The sequence below is a fragment of the Pseudoalteromonas sp. MTN2-4 genome (assembly GCF_042848605.1).
Taxonomy (GTDB): domain Bacteria; phylum Pseudomonadota; class Gammaproteobacteria; order Enterobacterales; family Alteromonadaceae; genus Pseudoalteromonas.
In genome coordinates, this window is record NZ_BTGK01000014.1 from 28,236 (window position 1) to 52,387 (window position 24,152).

20 protein-coding genes are annotated in these 24,152 nt (G+C 41.7%); 9 read left to right on the forward strand and 11 right to left on the reverse strand.

From position 1 onward, the window contains the following. The first annotated feature begins 9 nt into the window (after positions 1 to 9). From ACGHEH_RS20845 to add, 3 genes are all read left to right on the forward strand, one after another. Positions 10 to 1,836, forward strand: a complete 1,827-nt coding sequence (locus ACGHEH_RS20845) for a uroporphyrinogen-III C-methyltransferase (protein ID WP_390449437.1) — start codon at positions 10 to 12, stop codon at positions 1,834 to 1,836. Further along, entirely contained in the window at positions 1,829 to 2,935 is a 1,107-nt protein-coding gene (locus ACGHEH_RS20850; RefSeq protein ID WP_390449440.1) for a heme biosynthesis HemY N-terminal domain-containing protein, read from the forward strand. The genes ACGHEH_RS20845 and ACGHEH_RS20850 overlap by 8 nt, the downstream gene beginning before the upstream one ends. 303 nt (positions 2,936 to 3,238) lie before the next feature. Next, entirely contained in the window at positions 3,239 to 4,237 is a 999-nt protein-coding gene (gene add, locus ACGHEH_RS20855; RefSeq protein WP_390449442.1) for an adenosine deaminase, read from the forward strand. A 75-nt stretch (positions 4,238 to 4,312) separates the two neighbouring features. Here the strand turns inward: add and ACGHEH_RS20860 are convergent, their stop codons facing one another. Beyond that, the gene (locus ACGHEH_RS20860) at positions 4,313 to 4,720 is read right to left on the reverse strand and encodes a CBS domain-containing protein (protein ID WP_390449445.1); all 408 of its coding nucleotides are present in this window, start codon (positions 4,718 to 4,720) and stop codon (positions 4,313 to 4,315) included. 185 nt (positions 4,721 to 4,905) lie between these two features. On the opposite strand from ACGHEH_RS20860, the gene ACGHEH_RS20865 reads away from it, so the two are divergent. Continuing rightward, the gene (locus ACGHEH_RS20865; RefSeq protein ID WP_390449448.1) at positions 4,906 to 5,091 is read left to right on the forward strand and encodes a hypothetical protein; all 186 of its coding nucleotides are present in this window, start codon (positions 4,906 to 4,908) and stop codon (positions 5,089 to 5,091) included. A 239-nt stretch (positions 5,092 to 5,330) separates the two neighbouring features. On the opposite strand, the gene ACGHEH_RS20870 is transcribed toward ACGHEH_RS20865, so the two are convergent. The 5 genes from ACGHEH_RS20870 to ubiD all read right to left on the reverse strand — a co-directional run bounded on the left by ACGHEH_RS20870 (position 5,331) and on the right by ubiD (position 9,342). Further along, the gene (locus tag ACGHEH_RS20870; RefSeq protein WP_138568805.1) at positions 5,331 to 5,537 is read right to left on the reverse strand and encodes a hypothetical protein; all 207 of its coding nucleotides are present in this window, start codon (positions 5,535 to 5,537) and stop codon (positions 5,331 to 5,333) included. Between the two features lie 166 nt (positions 5,538 to 5,703). Next, positions 5,704 to 6,396 (reverse strand): helix-turn-helix transcriptional regulator, encoded by a 693-nt coding sequence (locus ACGHEH_RS20875; protein WP_390449451.1) that lies wholly within the window; start codon positions 6,394 to 6,396, stop codon positions 5,704 to 5,706. A gap of 46 nt (positions 6,397 to 6,442) precedes the next feature. Further along, positions 6,443 to 6,766 (reverse strand): hypothetical protein, encoded by a 324-nt coding sequence (locus ACGHEH_RS20880; RefSeq protein WP_349285342.1) that lies wholly within the window; start codon positions 6,764 to 6,766, stop codon positions 6,443 to 6,445. Between the two features lie 354 nt (positions 6,767 to 7,120). Then, positions 7,121 to 7,834, reverse strand: a complete 714-nt coding sequence (fre, locus tag ACGHEH_RS20885; RefSeq protein ID WP_390449454.1) for an NAD(P)H-flavin reductase — start codon at positions 7,832 to 7,834, stop codon at positions 7,121 to 7,123. 29 nt (positions 7,835 to 7,863) lie between these two features. Continuing rightward, positions 7,864 to 9,342 carry a 4-hydroxy-3-polyprenylbenzoate decarboxylase gene (gene ubiD, locus ACGHEH_RS20890; protein WP_138633621.1) on the reverse strand — a complete coding sequence of 493 codons (1,479 nt, stop codon included), beginning with the start codon at positions 9,340 to 9,342 and terminating at the stop codon, positions 7,864 to 7,866. A gap of 190 nt (positions 9,343 to 9,532) precedes the next feature. Here ubiD and ACGHEH_RS20895 point away from each other — a divergent pair, with 190 nt between their 5' ends. Then, complete coding sequence (locus ACGHEH_RS20895) at positions 9,533 to 12,142, forward strand: EAL domain-containing protein (protein ID WP_390449457.1); 2,610 nt, start codon at positions 9,533 to 9,535, stop codon at positions 12,140 to 12,142. Between the two features lie 2 nt (positions 12,143 to 12,144). Here the strand turns inward: ACGHEH_RS20895 and ACGHEH_RS20900 are convergent, their stop codons facing one another. Continuing rightward, positions 12,145 to 12,933 carry a tetratricopeptide repeat protein gene (locus tag ACGHEH_RS20900; RefSeq protein WP_390449460.1) on the reverse strand — a complete coding sequence of 263 codons (789 nt, stop codon included), beginning with the start codon at positions 12,931 to 12,933 and terminating at the stop codon, positions 12,145 to 12,147. Positions 12,934 to 13,113: 180 nt separating this feature from the next. On the opposite strand from ACGHEH_RS20900, the gene dbpA reads away from it, so the two are divergent. Further along, positions 13,114 to 14,490 carry an ATP-dependent RNA helicase DbpA gene (gene dbpA, locus ACGHEH_RS20905; protein WP_390449463.1) on the forward strand — a complete coding sequence of 459 codons (1,377 nt, stop codon included), beginning with the start codon at positions 13,114 to 13,116 and terminating at the stop codon, positions 14,488 to 14,490. Here dbpA and ACGHEH_RS20910 read toward each other — a convergent pair. Beyond that, positions 14,487 to 15,071: a DNA-J related domain-containing protein gene (locus tag ACGHEH_RS20910; RefSeq protein WP_390449465.1), complete on the reverse strand. Its 585-nt coding sequence runs from the start codon at positions 15,069 to 15,071 to the stop codon at positions 14,487 to 14,489. The genes dbpA and ACGHEH_RS20910 overlap by 4 nt on opposite strands. Positions 15,072 to 15,141: 70 nt before the next feature. Between ACGHEH_RS20910 and ACGHEH_RS20915 the strand changes: the two genes are divergently transcribed. Continuing rightward, positions 15,142 to 18,009 (forward strand): ATP-binding protein, encoded by a 2,868-nt coding sequence (locus tag ACGHEH_RS20915; protein WP_390449468.1) that lies wholly within the window; start codon positions 15,142 to 15,144, stop codon positions 18,007 to 18,009. Here ACGHEH_RS20915 and ACGHEH_RS20920 read toward each other — a convergent pair. The 3 genes from ACGHEH_RS20920 to trxA all read right to left on the reverse strand — a co-directional run bounded on the left by ACGHEH_RS20920 (position 17,986) and on the right by trxA (position 21,148). Next, positions 17,986 to 19,251: a methyl-accepting chemotaxis protein gene (locus ACGHEH_RS20920; protein WP_390449471.1), complete on the reverse strand. Its 1,266-nt coding sequence runs from the start codon at positions 19,249 to 19,251 to the stop codon at positions 17,986 to 17,988. The genes ACGHEH_RS20915 and ACGHEH_RS20920 overlap by 24 nt on opposite strands. Before the next feature lie 119 nt (positions 19,252 to 19,370). Further along, positions 19,371 to 20,630, reverse strand: a complete 1,260-nt coding sequence (gene rho, locus ACGHEH_RS20925; RefSeq protein ID WP_058028397.1) for a transcription termination factor Rho — start codon at positions 20,628 to 20,630, stop codon at positions 19,371 to 19,373. Positions 20,631 to 20,821: 191 nt separating this feature from the next. Further along, positions 20,822 to 21,148 (reverse strand): thioredoxin TrxA, encoded by a 327-nt coding sequence (trxA, locus tag ACGHEH_RS20930; protein ID WP_058028399.1) that lies wholly within the window; start codon positions 21,146 to 21,148, stop codon positions 20,822 to 20,824. A 91-nt stretch (positions 21,149 to 21,239) separates the two neighbouring features. Here trxA and rhlB point away from each other — a divergent pair, with 91 nt between their 5' ends. Together rhlB and gppA are read left to right on the forward strand one after the other, a co-directional pair. Continuing rightward, positions 21,240 to 22,508: an ATP-dependent RNA helicase RhlB gene (rhlB, locus tag ACGHEH_RS20935; protein WP_390449475.1), complete on the forward strand. Its 1,269-nt coding sequence runs from the start codon at positions 21,240 to 21,242 to the stop codon at positions 22,506 to 22,508. Positions 22,509 to 22,547: 39 nt separating this feature from the next. Continuing rightward, a complete protein-coding gene (gene gppA, locus ACGHEH_RS20940; protein WP_390449478.1) occupies positions 22,548 to 24,038 on the forward strand; it encodes a guanosine-5'-triphosphate,3'-diphosphate diphosphatase in 1,491 nt (496 codons plus the stop codon). Positions 24,039 to 24,152: the final 114 nt, after the last annotated feature.

Consider the following 24,152-nt stretch of genomic DNA (forward strand, 5'->3'; position numbering starts at 1 on the left):
GAATTTAGTATGACTAAGATTGCAATCACTCGGCCAAGCGGTAAAGGTGAGCAGCTTAAGGCACAACTCGAGCAGCATCAGATTGCATATCTTCATACCCCAGTGTTATCGCTTACTTCGATAACACTGGACGCTCAGCAGCTTGCGCCACTCGATAATGCTGATGTCATTATTTTCATTTCGCAAGATGCGGTGCAGTCTCTCGCTGAGCAATATCCAACTTTACCAGCCCATGCCAAACTATTTGCAGTGGGTGAGCAAACCGCACAGGCCATAGAAACACATTTTTCTCGCAAAGCAGACTTTCCAGAGCAACAAGATTCCGAAGGCTTATTGGCCTTAAAAGCATTACAAGATTTAGACGCAAAACAATGCGTGCTTGTCAAAGGAAAAGGTGGTCGCACGCTAATAGCAACAACCTGTAAATCACGCGGTGCTATTCTAAATCAATGTGTTGTATATGAACGTGCAGCGTTAGAAGAAACCGCTGATAGCTGGTTAGACCACTGGCGTGAGCAACAGATAACCGCTATAGTGCTGAGCAGTAATGCTGCGATTGATGCTGTTTTTAACACACAATCAGAACAACATTTGGACTGGTTAAAGCAACGAGATTTTTATCTTGTCAGTCAACGTAGCTGTGATTATTTACAACAAGAGTACCAAATTGCTGAGACGCAGATTTACCTTGCCGACGGTGCCAGTGATGATGTCGTGTTCAGTTGCATTAAGTCGTCTCAAAAACAGCAGGTAAGCACCATGAGTGAAGAACAAAAACAACCAACCGCTGCGAGTGAAAAATCGAGCGTGCCAGAGACCAAACCGATGAAGCAAAAGATCAGTAAAGTGGGCGTATTAGCCTTGTTGATAGCAACGGCAACGGGCGTCATGACAACCGGTTTAATTGTCCACGGACAGCAGATCAGCGACAAAACTTATGCGACGTTAGATGCCTTAAAAACCGAAAATAGCGCCTTAAAAAATGAACTCAAACAGTCACAACAGAATTTAGCAGTTCTGCAAAGTGAGCAATCACGTGTGTCACAAGCAGTGAACCAGTCTTTGTCATCGCAAGCAGCGCAGCTTCAAGAGAGCTTTGCAGCACAGTTAGACAGCAAGTTACGCCAAGCGGATCAACAGCTCAGTGGCGCGGCAATCAATGAAGCGGTTTACTTACATCGCTTAGCGGTTTTTAAAGTGGCCGCAGAGCAAGATTACCAAGGCGGTGCAGCCGTATTAAAGCGTGTACACGATGTGTTGTTAGCACAGAGCAGCAACACGGAAGTATTAAAAGCATTGGCTGATGACATAGCTTTACTCAACGCGCAGCCACAACCTGCGGTGGAAAGCATTTATTTAGAATTACATGGCTTATTGAATCAGGTTGATACACTGCCAATAAAAAGTATTGAAAGACAAATTTCTGAAATGAAAACGACAGAAGTGAATGAAGCTCTTTCTTCAGACATCAGTGATTGGAAAAGTAATGTAGCGCGTTCTTTTGATAAATTGGTTGATGAGCTATTCACAATCAAGCGCAGTGAAAATATTGATATCGATGTACTTTTAAACACTCAAGAAACACAACTAATTGCAGCTCAATTAAGAGGTTATTTTTCTCAGGCGCAAACTGCGTTAATGGATAAACAGGCAAGTGTCTTTTTTACTGCTTTAACGCAAGCCAGAAAGCATTTAGAGAAATATTTTAATGCCGAGTCGTCAGCAGTAAAAGCCGCTAAAACAAAGCTTGTTGAACTAGAACAACAGCCTCTGGTTTTTAGCAGAAAAGTGGAGCTATCTTCTGAGCAAGCACTAAAGGAGTGGTTGAATGATTAGGTGGATCCTCGCTTTTATCATCGTTGCTATCTCTCTAGCAGCTAGCCATTTTCTAATTGATGAAAAGGGCTATGTACTGGTTTCTGTCGGCAATACAACCGTTGAAGGGACAATCATTTCGTTCCTTGTATGGGCTGGAATTTGTTTCACGGTACTTTATTTTGCATTTATTACGTTACGTGCACTGCTTCGCATGTACGGCAAAACCACGGGTTTTTGGCGTGGTAAAAAAGCACTTAAAGCACAGCAAGTGTGGCAGCAAGGTTTATGGGCAAGCATCAATGATGATTCGGCTGTAGTGCAAAGTACGTTTAATAAAGGACAAGCGCCTGAAGAGTGGCAAGACGCGCAGCAAGCCTTATTGGCAAAAGCTGCTTTACAGCAAGGCAATAAAGCACAAGCACTCGCACATTTACAAAGTATCAGTGATGCTGCGCAGAGCAAGGTGCCTAAACTTTGGTTGGATGCCAATCAGAATGAGCAGGCCTTGGCTTTGTTGGATGCCCCAATGGCAGAGAAAAAACCAACTCAGGCTGCGGTGAGTAGTTATTTGGCTGGATTACTACAGGCTGAAAAACACGCTGAATTAGCGACGGCGATCAATCAGCATTACAAGCGTTTAGATTGGTCGCAAGCACAATGGCAGGCATTTATGGCACGTTGGTTTACTGCGAACGCAGAGCAGGCGATTGGCCAATTTGAGCAGCTACCTAAAGCATTAAAAGTGCAAAGCGAAGCACTTTATATGCAATCGCAAGCCAGTGCCGGTCAATGGCAAAACTTACTGCCGACATTACAAAAATGGCTCAAGAAAGGTCAGTATCAAGCCTTTGCTGATGTGGTTGTGCATGCCAAAAACCCAGATGTTAAATTGCGTTCATCACTGCAAGATGCATTGAAAAAACACCCTGAGCAACCGCAATTGTTATTTGCCATGGGTTGTCTAGCCAACGCGGCAGGTGAGTATGAATTGGCTGCGAAAGTATTCGACAATTGTCAGCTAACAGAGCTCGATAGAACCCATTTAAAACCGGTTCTAAACAGTTATGAGCAAACCCAGCAGTTCCAAAAAGCTTATTTATTATTGGCCGCAAAATAACGCTAACTATTTAACCTGAGCTTTGGTTATTTAGAAAATTAGACACAGATTGAGCCCCAGCTATAGTTATGTAGCTGGGGCTTTTTTATCAAAAGAGGTCGAATGAGCTCGTTCTGGAGGACACCTGTCCTTGATCATAATCGCTACATGCGTATGATCTGGAAAATTTTATCTTCAAAAAGTAGATGTTACTTAAAACCTGAGTGTGTATTGCGATTCCACATAAGGCCTTTTTGAAGCGAGTCTTAGAAGCCGTGCGATAAGTCTTCTGAGTAGGTCACGATTGATAGAGGATTGGTATTTATGTTCGATAAGAAATTCCCGTTATTAGACTTACACCGCCACTTAGATGGCAATGTGCGTGCTAACACTATTTTGGAGTTAGGTAGGCAATTTAATTTAACGCTTCCGGCCAATGACTTAGAAGGCTTATTACCACATGTTCAAGTGCAGAGTACTGAACCCAATCTTGTAGCGTTTTTACAAAAGCTAGACTGGGGTGTGAAGGTATTGGGTGACTACGATGCGTGTCGTCGTATTGCGATAGAAAACGTAGAAGATGCCATTGCACAAAACATCGATTACACCGAATTAAGGTTCAGCCCATATTACATGGCGCAAAGTCATAACTTACACCCACAAGGTGTCGTAGAAGCCGTGGTTGACGGTATTAAGTCGGCAACCTCTAACCGCGATATCAAGGTTAACCTGATCGGCATTATGTCGCGCACTTTCGGTGTAGAAAAGTGCCAGCTCGAGCTTGATGCAATCTTAGCATTCAAAAACGATATGGCGGCTGTTGACTTAGCAGGTGATGAGCTTGGCTTCCCAGGCGAATTATTTGTTGACCACTTTAAGCAAGTTCGCGACGCGTATTTAGGTGTAACCATTCATGCAGGTGAAGCTGAAGGCGCATCAAGTGTGTGGCAGGCGATTCAAGAGCTAGGCGCAACGCGTATTGGTCATGGTGTGAAATCAATTGAAGATCCAAAACTGATGGATTACTTACGTGATAACCGTATTGGTATTGAATCTTGCTTAACCAGTAACATTCAAACAAGTACCGTGGCTGATTTAACCAAACACCCTCTTAAACAGTTCTTAGATCACGGTATTGCAGCATGTATTAATACCGATGACCCAGCCGTGCAGGGTATTGAACTACAGCATGAGTTTATTGAAGCCGCAAAAGTAGCGGGTTTAACCGCTGGTGATGTGAAAAAAGCCCAAGAAAATGCGCTTGAAATCGCATTCTTAAGTGATTCAGACAAGCAAGCCTTACTGGCGAAAAAAGCGGGTTAATCTGCTACTATCTCTATAAAGATTAATAGACGGTAACACCCAAATGGTTACCGTCTAGTCTAAACTTTGATTAACTTATGAAGCTTTTGCACAGCTTAGATATGCTTGTTTAAGCGCATTAATAACACGCGATCGAGTCACTAATCCAATCACTTTATTGTCTTCCACTACAGGGTAAATTTTCGGTTTATCCCCTTGCATTTGTGTGGCTAAGTCGACCACTAACATGTTGCTTTTTACTGCTAACACGTCTTTGCTCATCAAATCTTGTGCGATGATTTTACCGTCACAAAAATAGCTGTTTTGTAACAATGGATTCAGTAGTTGTTGTTCAGAGATAAAACCAATCAACTGCTTTTGTGCATCGACTACGGGCGCGCCGAATAGCCCATGGCTTTGCAGTTGTTCAATAATGTCCGTTAATTCTGTGTGTGCGTAAATAGTCGGAAATTGGCTAGTCATCATGTCTTTAATTGCTTGCATAATACGGTTCTCCTGTTGGTTGAGATTAGTATCAGCAATAAAAGTCGATAGGTAAAATGGGTTGTTTAGATTGATTTGATTGTTTTTATTGAATGAGATTGGTAAAATTGCTTTGGTTGAATTCTATTCAGTGTGCAATATGCGTGCTTAGGTGTATGTTTTGTTTACCCATAACGAGTATTAACATGATAAGGAATATAAACATAAAACTAACACTCAATAAGAAAGCCGTAAAAAGCTTAAGTAAAGACAAGCAAGCATTGCCAAATGAGCTAACACCACAAGTAGGTGGTGCATCGCCTCAACCAACAGCTAGCCCAATAGTTTGTGTAAGCCATCCAGTGTGTTGGACAGTAAATTATTGTATTTAGTACCTGTTCCAAAGCTCTTGATCTTCTTCAAGAGCTTTATATTAAATTACTTAAAAAGAAACCTGCTTTGATATTTTATTTACTTGAAGGTGAAAGAAAAATTGAAAACTGTCTGTAATTGTTGATTTTTATATATCTATAGAAGGTAAGCTTTTCTAGTCTTTACTGAGGCTGGTATCTGTAATGAAAGCTTCAATTAAAGTCAGTAAGAGTTAACTGACTTTAAGAAAAATGCGAAATTAGCACATATTTGATGTTGCGCAACCAGCTCCAACGCTAGGAGTACAAAGATTTGTACATAAGTTAGTCATTGGTTGGGTGGTACAATTGGCATAATAGCTGTAAGGCTTGTCTCCTGCGCCTGCAACTTCGGCAGTTAGGTCAATTGGCAACTTTGATTTGTCAAGTGAAAGTGATTTTATACTTTTCTTTTTTAATTTAATCATTTTATTTTCCTTAAAATTAATGAATTACTCCATTTGGAGTGAATCTTTTATCTCACATTAGCTCTTTTAAATGAAGAGAGTATTCAAGAATGTGGAGGTTAAAGTGTAACAAGATAATTACTGATTTAGATGAATAGATAGTGGCAAATAGCTTGGTAGATAAATACTAACAATCACTATATTTCTCCCTGATAAGTGCCACATAGTGGTTAAGATTCTTCCTTTCATGCAGGTTAAAATCTTCGCCTAATAGAGTTGCACCTTGAATTCTGTCGAGCCTAAACTCACGATAATCAGCTCTGAGCTGGCAATAAGCAACCAGTGTCCATTTACCACCCCAATAGACTAACCCCAGCGGTTCGACAGTGCGTGAAGTGAGCGCTTGTTTGGCATCACTGTAATGTAAATCTACACAACGTTTTTGTTCGATACCTTGGCGCAGGGTATAAGTAAACGATTGATGCTCGGCGTTATGGCTCCAGCCTGAGACTAAATAAGGCTGATCGGTTGTTTGTTGTTTTAACTGGGCGGGCAGCACGGCTTCTATTTTGGTGATGGCGCTTTGTGCTTTTTCGGCTAAGTCAGGATCGGTCCATGCGCTGACCATTTTACTGCCAAGTAACAGCGCTTGCAGCTCATCCATGGTGAACATCATAGGTGGCAAATCATAGTCACTAATGAGATAACCAATGCCAGCTTCGCCTTCAATGGGCACACCAGAGCTTTGAAGATGTTGGATGTCACGATAAATGGTGCGCTCTGACACATTCAAACGCGTTGCCAAGTCACAAGCTCGGGTTGCGAGTCGACGACTCTTTAGAATGTTGACCAGTTGAAATAACCGCTCAGATTTATGCACACCATTGTCCTTTCTGTTTTATTTGATGATTAGAGTGATTAAATGTTTAGGCACTTTGTTCACAAGGTGTCTGACTCACTGCATTGTAGCGCTCTAATTTCACAGTGTCTTTCTCAATCAGGTGCGCGAACTGCTGACAAATTGGGTTTTCCATAAATGCATCACCAATGCGCTTGGCATCAGCCATGGTTTCAAAATACACCACATCAACATAGCTATGTGCATCTGCTAATTTTGCAAGTGAGCGGTAGAGCACACCTGGTTGTTGATCAATGAAGCTTTGGAAAGCGGTGTTTGCAGCTTCGAACTGAGCAAGATCTGCGTTTTCTTGCAACTTGAATTGAACGATTTCAATGGCATTATTAGACATAATTATCTCCGTATTGGCTGTTGTTGGTTGACGTAAATCAGTAAACCACAGCGCCATGTCAGGGAGTGTCAGTAGGGTGTTATTAGCCTAGATTAATGCTAATCCGGAAGAGCACTTAATCATTTTGAGTAATTAAAACTAAAGATAGCTGCGTTAAAGATTTCTCATTCAGAACAACTAAATAACGAAATCTTTGCCTTGCCTATATGAATGTAGGTACCTCAGCGTTAGCAGGACGCATGAGCGGTGCTACCGACAGAGTTTTCTTGCCTTAAAATAGACCACTTGGTTAAGTGGATTGATACAAGCAAAAAACGCCCGCAAATATGCTGGCGTTTTTTATGATGAAGTTACTTACTTGATATACGCAAATGCATCTGCGTACATATTCTCACGAATTGCGCCATGAGCAATAAAGTCATCGCGAACAGGACCAATCATATCGAAACGGCCAGCCATATAGATTTCGAAAGCTGCAAGTGAATCGAAATCTTTTAATACCGCTTTGTGTACAAAACCTGTGTGGCCTTCCCAATTATCGCTGGCATTATCAACGACAGGCACGAACGTGAAGTTTGGTTTTTTCGAAGCCCAAGCTTGCATTTCTTCTGCCGCATAAAGTGCTGATTCATCACGCACACCCCAATAAAAGTGTACCTGACGGTCTGAGTCAATTTCAGCTAAATGGTCAGCCATTGATTTTACATAGCTAAAACCTGTACCACCCGCTAATAACACGATTGGTAATTGTGACTCGGTACGTAACTCAGAAATGCCTAAGCCCACTTCAACTGAAGCCTTAGTGCCATTTGCGTGGTGCTCACGTAAATGATCAAGCGCTTGCATGGCATAGCTGTTTTCTTCAGAGGCACCAATGTGTAGCTCAAGCAGCTCTTTTTGGCTCGGGCGACTGGCAATTGAAAAAGCACGTTTGTCTTTTTCGCCAAGCACTAATTGAAGATAATGACCTGCTTTAAACTCTGCAGGCTCGCTTGGTTTTAGCTCTACCTTGTAAACAAATTCTGTTAAGGGGGTAATATTTACTACTTCTGCATTTAACACTTGCATTATTAAACCTTTCACGACGCGTGCTGCGTTTATTTATTTAGAGACATAATGTTTAACGAGTCCCAAATTTCATCAACTCGTTGTTTGGTTGATTCATCCATCACTATGGGTTCACCCCACTCGCGATCGGTTTCACCGGGCCATTTATTGGTGGCATCCATTCCCATTTTTGAGCCAAGACCTGACACCGGAGAGGCAAAGTCGAGGTAATCAATCGGGGTGTTTTCGATCATGGTGGTGTCACGTGCCGGATCCATTCGCGTAGTTATGGCCCAAATGACATCATTCCAATCTCTCGCATTGACATCATCGTCACACACAATGACAAACTTGGTGTACATGAATTGACGTAAGAACGACCAAACGCCCATCATCACACGTTTCGCATGACCCGGATACTGTTTCTTCATGGTGACCACGGCCATTCGATATGAACAGCCTTCAGGCGGTAAATAAAAGTCGACAATTTCTGGGAATTGCTTTTGTAAAATAGGCACAAATACTTCGTTCAGTGCCACGCCTAAAATGGCTGGCTCATCAGGCGGACGACCTGTATAAGTGCTGTGATAAATCGGGTTTTCACGATGGGTAATATGTGTGACGGTCATCACTGGGAAGTCATCCACTTCGTTGTAATAACCCGTGTGGTCACCATAAGGGCCTTCAGGTGCTAACTCGCCTTGTTCAATATAGCCTTCAAGTACAATCTCGGCACTGGCAGGTACTTGTAGGTCGTTAGACACAGACTTAACGACTTCAGTTTTTGAACCGCGCAGCAAACCTGCAAATGCATATTCACTTAACGTATCAGGTACGGGCGTGACAGCGCCTAAAATTGTTGCTGGGTCTGCGCCTAGTGCTACCGAGACAGGATAAGGTTCTCCTGGGTGCTCTTTACACCACTCTTGATAGTCAAGTGCACCACCTCGGTGTGATAACCAGCGCATGATGATCTTATTCTTACCTAACAATTGTTGGCGATAGATGCCTAAGTTCTGGCGCTTTTTAAATGGCCCTTTAGTAACAGTTAATCCCCATGTGATCAGCGGTGCCGCATCACCAGGCCAACAATGTTGAATCGGCAATTTAGTCAAATCAACATCATCACCACTTAATACAACCTGCTGACAAGGTGCCTTGCGCACTTCTTTGGCTGGCATATTTAGCACTTGCTTAAACACCGGAATTTGTCCTAAGGCTTCTTTAATGCCCTTTGGTGGCTCTGGCTCTTTTAAGAAAGCCAATAACTTACCTACTTCTCGCAGCTCGCTGACATCGGTTTGACCCATGCCCATCGCAACACGCTTCGGTGTACCAAATAAGTTGGCTAAAACAGGAATATCAAACCCATCAGGGTTTTCAAATAAAATCGCAGGGCCGCCAGCACGTAGAGTGCGATCGGCTATTTCGGTCATCTCTAGCTTAGTGGAGATAGGTTGCTTAACCCGAACAAGTTCACCTTGTTCTTCTAAGCGCTTAATAAAGTCTCTTAAGTCTTTGTATTTCATCGTTGGCATAGGGCACTTTTTATTGTCTCGGAGTATATCAAGATGTGGCGAAAATGGCACCACCACATGAGATTTGTAAGGTATACGAAGGTAAACGTCATTTTGTTTGATTTTGCAAAAATGTAGTAACTTGAGCTATGTTCAACTACTACGGATTAGATTATATTCAAATGTGTTGTGTGATTTACGAGTGGAAGTTTTGAAACGACTGAAAGCGATACTGTTATGTGCCTCACTCAGCTTGAGCCACAACGTCAGTGCCGATTATTTGTCAGAGGAGCTGTTTGAACAACACAGTGCAGTGATGCTTGTGATCACGCCTTCGACAGGTGCTATTGTGGCTGCAAATAGCGCTGCTGACAAATTCTATGGCTATCAAGCTGGAGAACTTGAACAGTGGTTCATCCAAGACATCAATCAACTTACGCCTGAGCAGGTAGCTAACGAGCGAGCTAATGCTGCAGTTGAAGGTCGCAACTATTTTATCTTTAGGCATCAACTAGCCAATGGTGAAATACGCACTGTTAGTGTTCACTCTGCGCCCTTTATCGATGAGTATGGCACGCAGCAATTATTATCTGTGATCACCGATATCAGTGAACAGCGTGCCTTACAAAAATCGCTTTGGCATTATCAAGCCAATCTTGAGCAGCAAGTTGAAATACAAACTGACGCCATTCAGCAAGCCAGTCAAATGCAGTTACTATTGTCTTTTGTCGTTATTGTTTTACTCATCGGATCTTTACTTATTTTGGGGCGCTTTTTTATCAAGCTCAAAAATGCCAAGCGTAAAGCTGACTCTCAAGGCGCACGATTATCGTCTATTTTTGATGCCATAGAAGGCTACTTACTTTTCACATCTCGAACAGGTACCTTACTTGATGCTAACCAGCAGGTTTTTAAAGATATTGAGAGTCGCGACTCTATTGTGGGTAGAGCGTTAGGCGAAGTTTTCTTTAGTAATGTGAACTGGACCAATCAGTCTTATGGCTGCTCTGAGCATCGCCTAAAGGTAAAAGGCGAATGGCGTTTTTTTAAGGTTGATAAACAAGCGGTGAATAACGCTGATAAATCGCTGGGTGATTTATATATGCTGCAAGATATCACTGCGCAATTAGCTATTGAGCGTGAGCAGCGTCTAGCCAGCACTGTGTTTGCGACAACCAGTGAAGGAGTTCTGGTTTCTGATAAACACAATCAGATCCAAATGGTGAATCGGGCATTTACTGAGATCACTGGGTTTACCCAAGAACAAGTTTTAGGTCAGTCGCCTGCGATTTTAAATTCTGGCCACCATGGCCCTGCTTTTTTCTCGCAAATGTACGACACCTTGAGCCAGCGTGGTCACTGGGAGGGAGAGGTCTGGAATCGTCGTAAAAGTGGCGAAGTATTCCCTTGTTGGCTACAGGTATCTGCGGTATTCGATCAGCAAGGTGAAATTGAAATGCATGTTGCTTTGTTTAATGACATCACCTCGCGTAAGCACCACGAGCATATGATGTGGCAACAAGCTAACTTCGATACTTTAACCAGTTTAGCGAATCGCAGAAATTATCGAGAAAAGTTTGAAAATGCGCTGCAAAAGGCCAAAAAAGATAAAAGCCGTTTGGCTGTGTGTTTTATTGACTTAGACAGGTTCAAAGCAGTAAACGACACGCTCGGTCATCATATTGGTGATTTGATGCTTATTGAAGCGGCAAAACGATTAGAAGAATGCACTAGAAACTCAGATACAGTGGCGCGCTTAGGAGGGGATGAGTTTGCATTGTTGCTGCCTGGTGTGGATTCAATTGCAAAAGTTGAGCAAATCGCAGCTCAAATTCTTGAAACTTTGAATGAGCCTTATGAGCTTGAAGGTCATGAAGTATTTGCTTCGGGCAGTATGGGGATCACTTTCTACCCAGAAGATGGTGATGATACCAAGGTGCTGCTCCGCAATGCTGACAATGCCATGTATAAAGCCAAAGAGTTAGGACGAAACTGCTTCCAATTTTACACCTCTGCCATGCATGAGCATGCAAAAGCACGTAGTCAGTTGGAAGGTGCGTTGCACAAGGCGCTTGTAAATAATGAGTTTTATCTCGCTTATCAACCGATTCTCTCTCGAGATGATGATAAAGTGGGCTGTGAAGCCTTGTTACGTTGGGAAAACAAAGCCCTTGGTTCGGTATCGCCCGCAGATTTTATCCCAATTTGTGAAGAACTTGGTTTGATTATCTCTATTGGCGAGTGGGTTATGTATCAAGCTTGTTCGCAAGCCAAAGCATGGCAGCAGCAATGTGATAAACCTTTTTTTATTACCGTGAATGTTTCTAGTACTCAGTTTAAACGTCAAAGTGTGGTTGAGCTGGTTAAAAAGGTGCTCAACCAAACTGGATTAGAAGCCCGATACTTAACCATTGAGATCACAGAAACAGTACTTGTCGATAATTCAGAAAGTATCTTATTACAGCTTAAGGCACTCAGAGCCATGGGGGTTGAGCTGGCTATAGATGATTTTGGTACGGGTTATTCTTCTTTAAGCTACTTAAAGCGCTTCCCGCTTTCTAAGCTTAAAATTGATAGAGAATTTGTACGTGACCTGCCTGATGATCAAGACGACCATGAAATGGTTAAAGCGATTATCTCGATGGCAAGCAATCTAAACCTTAAAGTGGTTGCTGAAGGCGTAGAAACAGACGAACAGTTGTGGTTATTGAACGAATTGGGTTGTGACTTTACACAAGGCTACTTGCATAGTAAACCGCTGCAAGCAGCGGCATTTGAAAGCTTCTTACTTAAGTATACTCAGGTAAAATAGGCTTACCGACACATAGCCTTGTGTTTTTCACAAAACGATTCAAGTGCGGCTTTAGCTTTGAAGTTGTTTTGTTCTGCTGCACTTTTGTACCATTTATACGCACCTGCTAAATCAACATCACCACCTTCCCCGTACTCAAGCATATCTGCGAGATTATATTGGCCAAAGTCATACCCTTGTTCAGCAGCCTGTGTAAACAGTTTTCTTGCTTCCTCAAAGTCTCTAGATAAATAAGCTCTAACGCCCTCTTGATTGAATTGATTGAACGATACCTTTAGCTTGTGAGGTATACGCTCAGGCGTTGCTCTATGTTTAACAATGCCGCCCATTACATAGATATCTGTAGGGCGAAAAACTTCGTCAATGGCCCCCTGCTCATAAAGCGCTGCCAGTTCTGATTTTTTAAAGCTAATTAATGCAGGGCGGAAATAGTTATTGAGCATTAAGCTATCTAGTTTAATGGCTCGTTCTGCACCACGCTTTTTACGATAAGTGTAACTGCCTTGCTTTAGGGTAATAGAGTCTTCTTCTACAGAGAGTACCTGCGCAACACGATATTGGGTTTGGTATTTACGGTCTTTAATCAGATGGCCCATATCTAAGATAAGCACATCATCAACTTTAGGGGCTGATAAAAACTCAGCCTGTTGTTGCTTGTTTTCAAAAATGCTGTAAGCAAAGTAAGCAATCACAATTAGTGCAATAGCAAACAAAGTGCGATGGTGATGTTTGTAGAGTTTGTCTGTTTGATCGTGGAAGTAAAAAAGAGACTTCTGGAAAAAGGTTTGCATAACAGCTTCCCTGTACCGATTAAAACTTCAGTTTGCCATATGTTCGTAATCTAGTCATGTGATTAAACTCTGAGCGGTTTGATTTTGAAGCTTAATAACCATGCTGTAGATGTGTGGTCGAGCGCATTTGCTGGTAAACTAAGGCATTAAATTAGCTTTGTTAGAGAGACGAAAAGCATCATGCAATTTAATACATTGGCTTTATCACCCGTATTACTTGAGACCATTGCGCAATTAGGGTTTAAACAGATGACAGAGGTTCAGGCGCAAAGCTTGCCACTGATCCTCGACCAACAAGATGTGATTGCACAAGCGAAAACAGGATCAGGTAAAACGCTGGCGTTTGCGCTTGGTGTGTTATCTAAGCTCGATGTATCGAGTATGCATGTACAAGGCTTAGTGCTTTGTCCAACACGCGAGTTGGCAGATCAGGTGGCGACAGAAATTAGAAAGCTAGCCAGTGGCACTGCAAACGTTAAAATTCTTACCTTATGTGGAGGTATACCTATTGGGCCGCAAATAAGTTCTCTTGAACATGGTGCACACATCATTGTCGGTACACCAGGACGTATTGAAGATCACCTGTTTAAGGGCACACTTGACTTAACACAAGTAAACACCTTAGTACTTGATGAAGCCGACCAAATGCTCGATATGGGGTTCACCGATGCGATAGAAAACATCGTTGCTTATTTACCGCCTGAGCGTCAAAGTCTCTTGTTTAGCGCAACTTATCCCAAAAATATTGAGTCACTTTCTGCGCAGCTGATGCGCAACCCACAACAAGTCAAAGTTGAAGAAGTGGGGATCAATAAAAGCATCAAACAAACTTTTTATAAGCTCAGTAATAACAAACTGCGTTTTAACACACTGCGACTACTTCTGATGAAGCATCAACCAAAAAGCTGTGTGGTGTTTTGTAATACCAAGGTTGAAGCTAAGCGTTTATTTGAAGAACTCAAAGAGGCAGGTTTTTATGCTTCGGCACTGCATGGCGATTTAGCTCAACAAGAGCGTGCCATGATGTTGATGCGTTTTGCTAATAAGAGTGCCTCTATTTTAGTGGCGACTGATGTTGCGGCGAGAGGCTTGGATATTGATGATATGGACATGGTGATTAACTATCATCTAGCACTCGACCCTAAAACCCATGTTCACCGTGTAGGTCGAACAGGTCGTGGTGATAAAAAAGGTTTGGCATGTTCAATTTTTGGTGAAAAAGAAGCGTTCAGAGTTACGCAAATAGAGCAGCTATATGAACGTGAATTTGAACCTGCTGTTTTACCTTCGCTGAGCTTATTAGATAAACCGCCTTATAAGCCAGAAATGCAAACCCTCTATATTGACGGTGGTAAAAAGCAAAAGCTACGCGCTGGTGACATCGTGGGTTGTTTAACGGGCGAAGAGGGCATTGGCTTTTCGCAAATCGGTAAGATCACGGTGTTTGAAAACCAATCGTTTGTTGCTGTGAAGCGCGAAGCAAGTAAACCTGCTTTTAGAAAACTCCGCGATAACAAAATCAAAGGTAAGAAATACCAAGTACGTCGCGTCAATTAAACTGATTTAATGTGGCCAAGCAGTTTTTGATACTCATTCTGCAACTGCTTGAATCGTGTATCGTCATTGTTGCCTTTATCTGGGTGGTACTGAATGGCCAATTGCCGCCAACGTCGTCGAATGGTTTTTTCTTCAAGCGGTTTTGTTAACTGCCAGTGCAGACAAAGCTCATCGAGATTGGCTTTGCTCAGTATATTCTGCGGATGATGAAAGCTTTGAGCATAACGTTGCCAAAAAGAATCTAGCAATGCTGTTATTTCTTCATTATCTATTTGGTAGTTCTGCCAATCTAAATAATAAGTGCTGAGAGGTGTGTTTAATTCAGGTGCCTGGCCTTTGTTAGCAAGGTAAATATCCATGCTATCTATATGTAAGTAGATATCGTCTTCAATGAGTTCCGATTGCAAAGTATATAAGCTATTCATCAGCACAAAGTTACGCTTGAATAAATCTTGACTGGGGTCGTCGTCAAGTTGCTCAAGTAATTCAACAGTTTGCAAATGTGCTGCCAGCGTATGCACCTTAAAGTGTGCACCATTACTTAGCACTGAAAAAATTTCATCTAGAAGCGGGCGCAACATTGTCCCTCTGGGTTTGTTGGTGTATCTTCACTTTACCATGTTTATTTTTTGTTAGGCAATGAGGGCAAGGATGTTGATTAAGCCATTGCGAAAATCACTCACGTCAGTGTTATTTGGGTTCACGCTATTTAGCTTATCAGCACCAGTTTTAGCTACCTCAGAGACTCAATTAAAAGCTGAGATAGAAAAAATAACTCAGTTGTCAGACTGGCAAGCTGTGCAAGCTGAAGCACAAAAGCTGGGCGAATCGCTAAAACTTAATTTCCAAGATTATAATTATTTTCTTACCCAAATGGGTAGAGAGTCTCTTAAACGTGAGAAGTTAGCCGATGCAGTAAAGTATTTTCAGCGTCTGGCTGACATCACCTCAGATTCATTAAGCAGTGATAAAAAGTACCTAGCATTTAAAATGCTTGGTATTAGTACTTATTACCAAGGTGAATATGAAAAATCCATAGGGCATTATCAAACAGCACTGAATATTGCCAAGCTGCGAAATAAACCTTTAGAGCTAGCTAATATATACAATAATTTGGGGCTGGCGTATCTCAAGGCACATGACCTTGAAAAAACAGTCCAATATTATGTCGAAGCGCATCGCTTGTACGAATTACATGGTAGTGAACAAGATAAAGCGGATATGTTATTAAATCTTTCAGGCGCTTATATTCGCCAGTATCGTTATGACATTGCTAAAGATATGCTTTTAAGGTCTATAGGTTTATTTAATCAACTTGATGACGAATACGGTGTTGCACTCGCACAGGCTAATTTGGGTGCCATGTATATGGAGCAAGGAAAAAGCAAATTGGCCAGAGCGAGCTTATTAGCGGCAGTGGAATACTATGAAAAAGTAGGTTCAGCGCGCAGCTTAACCTTCGAGTATAGTAATTTGGCATCACTCAGCATTGCATTAGGGGAGATGAAACAGGGGTATGAGGAAGCTAAAAAGGCGCTCTATTATGCAGAAAAAGTGGACCTGCAATCTGGCTACATGGAAGCACTTTACCCTATGGCAAAGCTGCAAGTTTATCGAGGTGATTTTGCTGAGGCGCTAAATAGCATTGAAACTTCGCTGTCTATTGCACGTAAACAGGGCTCAAAGCTGCGGGAAAAAGATGGTTTAGCCATTTTAGCAATTATTCAGGCGCATTTAGGTGAGTCTGAGAAAGCGATGGAAAGCTTTAATGCATTTCAAAGATTGCAAAGGCAGCTTTTAAATGATCAAGTCTATGCGCGTTTAAATGAATATCAGAGTAAAATTGAGGCGACAGAGCTTAATCGTGAGATTGAATTGTTGAAGCAGCAGCAGGCGGTTCAAGCTTTACAAATTGAGCAACGAGAGCAGTTGACGTGGCTCATTGTTTTACTGTTGATCACAGGCACAGTTGCCGTTGTGAGTATGTATAGAAAACGCATGGAGCGTGCTGCCAATATTGAGTTGAGCCAACAGGTTGCTAAGCGTACAGCAGAGCTACAAAAGTTAGCAGATGAGTTAAGTGAAGCTAACACGGTTAAAAGTCAATTTCTAGCTAATATTAGTCATGAGATCCGAACTCCTCTCACTTCAATTATCGGTAACAGTGAAGCTCTGTTACAAGAATATCAACATGACAAGCATATTCAGGAGCCTCTGCAAGTCATTCAAAGGCAAGGGGAGCACCTAAAAGACCTAGTTAGTGATGTACTCGACTTGAGTAAAATCGAAGCACAGCGTTTTGAGTTAGAGTTTACTGAGTTTGCCTTAGAGCAGTTGCTTGATGATGTCACCGAGATGTTTCAGCATGTATGTGAAGCAAAGGGGTTAAACTTCATCGTAGTAAATCAGCTTCCTTCACCATATGTGGTGCGTTTAGATTATGTAAGGCTTAAACAGGTACTGATTAACTTACTTGGAAATGCAGTTAAGTTTACAGAGTATGGTCATGTTGAGTTGGTTGTAAGCCAAGAAAATAACGGGGTTAGGTTTTCGGTAAATGATACGGGCATCGGGATGGATGCCACGCAACTACAGCATATCTTTGACTGCTTTCAGCAAGGGGATAACAGCATAACGCGTCGTTTTGGTGGCTCAGGGTTAGGTTTATGCTTATCCCAGCAATTATCAACCATGATGGGTGGTAGCATTCAGGTGAGCAGTATTCCAGAACAAGGTAGCCAATTTTACATTGTGATCCCTTGTGCTCGTTTAGACTCAGTATCTGACTCAATTTTAGTGCATAAAGCTGCTCGGCCAATTACGCAATTTTCAAAGTTAAGCGGCACAGTATTGATTGCTGAAGATCATGATGATAATCGTGCGTTATTCGAACGTATTCTCTCTCAGCTTGGTGTAGAGGTAATTACAGCCGAAAATGGTCAGGTAGCAGTAGAGAAAGCATTATGTGAATACCCAGATCTAATCTTGATGGATATTCAAATGCCATTACTTGATGGTCTTGAAGCATTTAAGTTACTTCAACAAGCAGGCTTTGACGGGCCTATTTTTGCACTTACTGCGAATGTTATGCAGCATGAAATTAAGTCTTATCTTGAACTTGGGTTTGCAGGTCACCTAGGAAAACCACTTGATAGAGATAAACTCCACCTCGCTTTAAGTGATTTTCTAGCAGAAGCGAGCGCTGGAGGCGAGCAAGATATGCAAGTTGACATTAGTGACTTGATAGAAAGCTTTGAATTAAGCCTAGAACAAGAGCGTTTTACAGTTATCGATTTATGGCAAAAGCAAGATTGGTTGGAGTTGAGAGCAGTGTGTCATCGTCTCACAGGTGCAGCCTCAACATTTGGCTTTGAAGATATTGCCAAAACGGCAAAGCACATAGAGCAGGCATTAAAAAAACCACAAGAAGTTGATTCTCATGGATTGCAGCATTGGTATTTAATCTTGTGTGATGAGCTACAGCAGGTTCAGTTATCAGAACAACTCAATGTCTCCTGAGTCTTGCTGAAGGTCGGTCTTAGTGTTGGTCGTTTTCGAGTCAGTATGTAATCGAGACCTATCCGTTCTGTGATCATGTTCGAAAGCGGCTTCATTCACCTTAAAGATCGCTAATTTATCGTGAATACTGTGTGCAAGACTGATCAGGTCGTTACTAGAAACGGCCTGTATCTTAGAGCTTGAAAGCGCATCTGAGTTAAGTTCAACCATAGACTCAATGCTTGTCTGCGCTTCATTGGAGACGGCTTTTTGATCTTTCACCTGTTCATGAATACTGTGAGACATAGAGTTTATGTTGAGCATAGCAGATTCTATTTGGTCTACTTCTCGAGTAGACGCTTCTGAAAGCGTCACAGTTTGTTTTGTTTCTTCGAGTGCGTTGAGCATTAACTGATGTGCACTGTCTGTCCCTGCTTGAATCTTACTAACAACTTCACGTACTTGTTGGGTCGATTGACTGGTTCGAGCGGCTAAACTTCTTACTTCATCTGCTACAACTGCAAAGCCTCTGCCTTGTTCGCCTGCTCGCGCGGCTTCAATTGCTGCATTTAATGCTAATAAGTTAGTTTGTTCTGCAATTGAGTTGATAACATCAATGACGGAGCTGATAGCATCAGAATCAACTTTTAGCGTTTCGATTTGCTCACTGGTCTCTTCAATGTTTTTCGCTAAGCTCATTAAGCTTGCCTGGCTCTTATCTGTATCTACACGCGTTTTCTTAACTGCTTCTGTTGCCGCTTCCACTGAGATGTAAATCTTCTCTAGGTTATCATCGAGTTCTCGAGACACAGCGAGCATACGGTTGATTGAGTCTGCTAAATCCTCACCATGGGCGTGCTGAATCGTGGCCTTTTGTGTCATTGATGCATAAGTGTCTCTGAGTCCATCAGCCATAGGTGAAAGGCGAGACGAAGAAACATAAACCTCAGTAATGATATGTTCTATGGTGGCAAGGCTAGCATTAATCGCTAAACAGGCTGGTGGCGTCGAGGCTTTACTATCATCAAAGCGATAAGTGAGATCAATTTGACTATCATGGTTTATAGAATTGACTAAAGTCTGTAAATACTCTGCTTGTGATGCTTTCTGGCTTGAATACCAAAGTGCAGCTGCACCTAAGATGATTTGCACACTGATAATAATGATCGTTGTTGGCCAAGACACAGAGAGTAATGGCAACATAGCTAATAACACTAAGGTGTTGAGGATTAGAAAGTTTCGAATTAGTTGAAAGGGCTTCATAAACTGAACAGCTCCCTGTCTAAGCACATAAGTCTATAACTAGAATAGTAAAAAATTGAGGGCAATGCGATAGTAATTAAGAGCAAAAAAGCCTGCATAAGCAGGCTTTTTTAGGACATTTACTTACGACGCATGAGCTCGAAGAACTCGTCGTTTGTTTTACTCATCGATAACTTATCGATGAGGAATTCCATTGCGTCTATTTCACTCATTTCATGAACAATCTTGCGCAAGATCCACATCTTCTGTAGCTCATCGGCTTTAGTCAGTAGTTCTTCACGACGTGTACCAGAACGGTTAAAGTCAATGGCAGGGAATACACGCTTTTCAGCAATCTTACGATTTAAGTGTAATTCCATGTTACCCGTACCTTTAAACTCTTCGTAGATAACTTCATCCATCTTAGAGCCTGTATCGATAAGAGCCGTTGCGATAATTGTTAAACTACCGCCTTCTTCAACGTTACGTGCAGCACCGAAGAAACGCTTAGGTTTGTGTAGTGCATTCGCGTCAACACCACCCGTTAGTACCTTACCAGATGAAGGAATAACGGTGTTGTAAGCTCGTGCTAAACGTGTGATTGAATCAAGTAGGATGATAACGTCCTTCTTGTGCTCAACTAGGCGTTTTGCTTTTTCGATAACCATTTCGGCAACTTGTACGTGACGGCTTGCCGGTTCATCGAACGTTGAAGCAACCACCTCACCTTTTACAAGGCGCTGCATCTCAGTTACTTCTTCCGGACGCTCATCGATCAGTAACACCATCAGTGTTGCATCTGGGTTGTTGTAGGTAATCGATTGCGCGATATTTTGTAGCAGCATTGTTTTACCCGCTTTCGGCGGAGCTACAATTAGAGCACGCTGACCTTTACCAATTGGTGATGCTAAATCAAGAACACGGGCAGTAATATCTTCTGTACTACCGTTACCACGTTCCATCACAAAACGCTCATTCGCATGAATAGGCGTTAAGTTTTCAAATAAGATCTTAGTACGAGAGTTTTCAGGCCTATCGAAGTTAACTTCATTTACTTTAAGTAGTGCGAAGTAACGCTCACCATCTTTAGGTGGACGGATAAGACCGCTAATTGTATCACCAGTACGCATGCTGAAGCGTCGAATTTGACTTGGTGAAACATAAATATCATCAGGACCAGCTAGGTAAGATGCTTCTGATGAACGTAAAAAGCCGAAGCCATCTTGTAGAATTTCTAAAACGCCGCCGCCATAAATGTTTTCACCGCTTTTAGCGTGTGCTTTTAGAATGGCAAAAATAATGTCTTGTTTTCTTAGACGGGCTACGTTTTCAAGTCCCATGGACTCAGCTAGTTTTACAAGTTCGTTGATTGACTTGTCTTTTAATTCGCGTAAATGCATATTGGTGGGTTCTTTATAACAATTGTCATCTCAGTGATGAGAGGTTGATTTGATAAAGCTAAAGGTTAGTGGCTTTATAAATTAGCAGTTAGCTTGCTAGTCGTCCAGTCTTTAAGCAAATTTAGTCGAAAAAACTATGGGCAGGTAGGTGGGATATACGCCTAGCCAAGGCGAGGCGTATATATACAGACTTAGATGTTGTCGTTTAAGAACTCAACAAGTTGAGTCTTTGATAACGCGCCAACTTTAGTCGCAGCAACTGCACCATCTTTGAAAAGTAGTAGTGTAGGAATACCACGAATACCGAACTTAGGTGGCGTACCTGCGTTTTGGTCGATGTTTAATTTACCGATAACTGCTTTACCAGCAAACTCTTCAGCAACTTCGTCTAAGATTGGCGCGATCATTTTACAAGGGCCACACCATTCTGCCCAAAAGTCTACTAATACTGGTAGATCTGATTTAATTACATCAGCTTCAAAGCTGTCGTCAGTAAGCTGGATAATTTTGTCGCTCATTGCGTTCTCCGTTAGAAATTGGCGAATTATTTACTGCGTATTTAAACACTCTTGTTTCTTATTGCAAGTTTAAACGTTATGCTTAATTGCTATGACTAAGACACATTTGACCAATAAAAAATTTTCTGACTTTGCTATTGCACCGGAAGTGGTCGCCGGTTTAGCTGCGAATGGCTTTGAATATTGCACGCCAATCCAAGCAAAGTGTTTACCTTTTGTCTGTGACGGGCGAGATATCGCTGGTCAAGCACAAACCGGTACTGGCAAAACATTGGCGTTCTTAACTGCCACTTGCCACCGTTTAATGCAAACAGAAGGTCAATCCAGAAAGCACCCAAGAGCGCTGATCATGGCTCCTACGAGAGAGCTTGCGATTCAGATCCATAAAGATGCAAAAATTATTGCGCCACACTGTGGTCTAAACTTAGGTTTAGTATATGGTGGCGAAGATTACGAAAAACAACGGGCGCAACTCGAAAAAGGTGTCGATATTTTAATTGGTACTACGGGCCGCTTAATCGACTTCTATAAGCAAGGTGCTTATAACCTTAATGAAATCGAAGTTGTTGTACTTGATGAAGCAGATCGCATGTTTGATTTGGGCTTCATTAAAGATATCCGTTATCTATTTAATCGTATGCCTCCGACAGCTGAAAGATTAAATCTACTTTTCTCTGCAACTTTATCTTACCGTGTACAAGAATTGGCTTTTGAACACATGACTAATCCAGAGCATGTACAAATTGAGCCAGATGTAAAAACCGGTAAGCGTATTCAAGAAGAGTTATTCCACTCGTCTCATGACGACAAAATTCCTTTGCTTCTTACATTAATAGAAGAAGAATGGCCTGAAAAAGCAATCGTATTCGCAAATACTAAGCAAAGTTGTGAAAACGTGTATGCTTGGCTAAAAGCGGATAAACATCGTGTCGGTCTATTAACAGGTGATGTAAATCAAAAGAAACGTCAGTCAATTTTGGCACAATTTACTAAAGGTGATTTAGATATTCTTGTGGCAACCGATGTGGCTGCACGTGGTCTACATATCCCTGAAGTAAGTCATGTGTTCAACTTTGATTTACCGGACGACTGTGAAGACTATGTACACAGAATTGGTCGTACAGGTCGTGCTGGTGCATCAGGTCATGCAATTAGTTTTGCGTGTGAACAATATGCATACAACTTACATGAGATTGAAGAGTACATAGAACATTCGATTCCTCTGTCTCATTATGATAAAACAGCATTAATTGAAGATTTACCTAAACCGAATACGCAGAGAAGACGTCATCACTCTGGCCCAAGAAAGGGAAACAATCGACGTCAATCAAATTACAATAAATCGAAAGCGAACACTTAAGAAGTTGTAATTGCGGGATCTTGCAGCTAGAGGTACAAAGTGGCCAAAAATATAGATAATAATAACGTTTTTGCCGTTATTGATTTAGGCTCTAATAGCTTTCATATGTTGATTGCAAAACACATTGCCGGTGGTGTTCACACCATCGGCCGAGTTAAACGTAAAGTTCGACTAGCTGCAGGCTTAGACGAAAACAACACGTTATCTTCTGATGCAATGCAACGAGGTTGGGAGTGTTTGGCACTATTTGCCGAAAGGTTGCAAGATATACCAAAGCAAAATATCAGCATTGTCGCAACGGCAACGCTGAGGCTTGCTACCAATGCCCAAGAATTCAAAACCCAAGCCGAAAAAATCCTCAATCACAAAATCAATATCATCAGTGGAGAATTAGAAGCGCGCACTATATATAAAGGTGTTGCGCATACTTCTGCATGCCAAGGTAAACAATTGGTAATCGACATTGGTGGTGCAAGTACTGAGGTTGTCATAGGAAAAGGGTTTGAAGCGCTGCTCTATAAAAGCTTAGACATGGGGTGTGTGACTTACTTAGAACGTTATTTTCAAAATGGCTTACTGTCTGAGAAGAATTTTGAGCAAGCAATCGTTGCAGCGCATACTGTGATTGCGCCGATTAAGTCTCAATATATAGAGACTGGTTGGGAACTTGCTATTGGCGCATCTGGTACTGTACAAGCAATTCAAGAAATTTTAGCTGCGACAGGTCAAACCGATCTGCTTTCTTTAGAAAAGTTACAGCATATAAAAGCAGAAGCGATAAAGCATAAGAATGTATCAACACTTTCTTTGCCAGGTCTCAGTGAAGAACGTCGTTTGGTGTTTGTCTCTGGGTTAGCAATTCTTATTGCATTATTTGAAGCGCTGAATATTCAGCAGATGGGATTGGCAGGTGGCGCGCTTCGAGAAGGTGTACTCTATAGTATGATCTCAGATCTACACCACTCTAATATTCGTGAAAGAACGCTTGAAAGCTTTGCGCTGCGTTTTCATACCGACAAAGAGCAAGCTAAGCGCGTTTCAGATGTTGCCTTATTAATAGCAAAACAACTTCAGCATGCCTGGCAACTAGATTTACAGAAAGTAAATGTATTGCTTTGCGCAACAGCGCACTTGCATGAAATTGGTTTGCTGATAGATTACAAACAATATCATCAACACAGTGCCTATATATTAAGTAACACCGACATGCCGGGTTACTCGCCAGCAGAAAAGAAAATAATTGCGAGTCTTTTAAAAGGTCACCGCGCCGATTTAAATGATGCACTGTTTTCACATCTAGGTGCTAATAAAGCACTGACCGAAAAGTTAGTACGCATAATTAGGCTGGCCGTTATCTTATCTATGCGTCGTAAAGATGATGTTTTACCTACCTTTGAAGTAAAAGCAGATAAAAACAGACTTAATATTAGCTTTTCTGAAGATTGGTTAGCTCAACACCCACTTATGAAAAGTGAGCTTGAGCAAGAAAGCGTGTATCAATCAAAGTTAAATTGGCAGTTTAGTAGCTAAAACTGCTCATAAATTCTACTTAAAACATCGAAATTATACAGTTTCGTTCAAAATACACGCGAACAGTTAGTTTTTTGCATTTTTCTTTAAAAAAGGGCTTGCGTAATTTTCTGC

Bases quoted from the DNA above. Each gene is read 5' to 3' on its own strand.
- ACGHEH_RS20880 (WP_349285342.1), bottom strand. From the start codon at position 6,766: ATGTCTAATAATGCCATTGAAATCGTTCAATTCAAGTTGCAAGAAAAC.
- rhlB (WP_390449475.1), top strand. From the start codon at position 21,240: ATGACTAAGACACATTTGACCAATAAAAAATTTTCTGACTTTGCTATT.
- ACGHEH_RS20860 (WP_390449445.1), bottom strand. From the start codon at position 4,720: ATGCAAGCAATTAAAGACATGATGACTAGCCAATTTCCGACTATTTAC.
- add (WP_390449442.1), top strand. From the start codon at position 3,239: ATGTTCGATAAGAAATTCCCGTTATTAGACTTACACCGCCACTTAGAT.
- ACGHEH_RS20870 (WP_138568805.1), bottom strand. From the start codon at position 5,537: ATGATTAAATTAAAAAAGAAAAGTATAAAATCACTTTCACTTGACAAA.
- rho (WP_058028397.1), bottom strand. From the start codon at position 20,630: ATGCATTTACGCGAATTAAAAGACAAGTCAATCAACGAACTTGTAAAA.
- ACGHEH_RS20850 (WP_390449440.1), top strand. From the start codon at position 1,829: ATGATTAGGTGGATCCTCGCTTTTATCATCGTTGCTATCTCTCTAGCA.
- ubiD (WP_138633621.1), bottom strand. From the start codon at position 9,342: ATGAAATACAAAGACTTAAGAGACTTTATTAAGCGCTTAGAAGAACAA.
- ACGHEH_RS20845 (WP_390449437.1), top strand. From the start codon at position 10: ATGACTAAGATTGCAATCACTCGGCCAAGCGGTAAAGGTGAGCAGCTT.
- ACGHEH_RS20920 (WP_390449471.1), bottom strand. From the start codon at position 19,251: ATGAAGCCCTTTCAACTAATTCGAAACTTTCTAATCCTCAACACCTTA.
- dbpA (WP_390449463.1), top strand. From the start codon at position 13,114: ATGCAATTTAATACATTGGCTTTATCACCCGTATTACTTGAGACCATT.
- ACGHEH_RS20865 (WP_390449448.1), top strand. From the start codon at position 4,906: ATGATAAGGAATATAAACATAAAACTAACACTCAATAAGAAAGCCGTA.
- ACGHEH_RS20910 (WP_390449465.1), bottom strand. From the start codon at position 15,071: ATGTTGCGCCCGCTTCTAGATGAAATTTTTTCAGTGCTAAGTAATGGT.
- fre (WP_390449454.1), bottom strand. From the start codon at position 7,834: ATGCAAGTGTTAAATGCAGAAGTAGTAAATATTACCCCCTTAACAGAA.
- ACGHEH_RS20915 (WP_390449468.1), top strand. From the start codon at position 15,142: ATGTTGATTAAGCCATTGCGAAAATCACTCACGTCAGTGTTATTTGGG.
- trxA (WP_058028399.1), bottom strand. From the start codon at position 21,148: ATGAGCGACAAAATTATCCAGCTTACTGACGACAGCTTTGAAGCTGAT.
- ACGHEH_RS20900 (WP_390449460.1), bottom strand. From the start codon at position 12,933: ATGCAAACCTTTTTCCAGAAGTCTCTTTTTTACTTCCACGATCAAACA.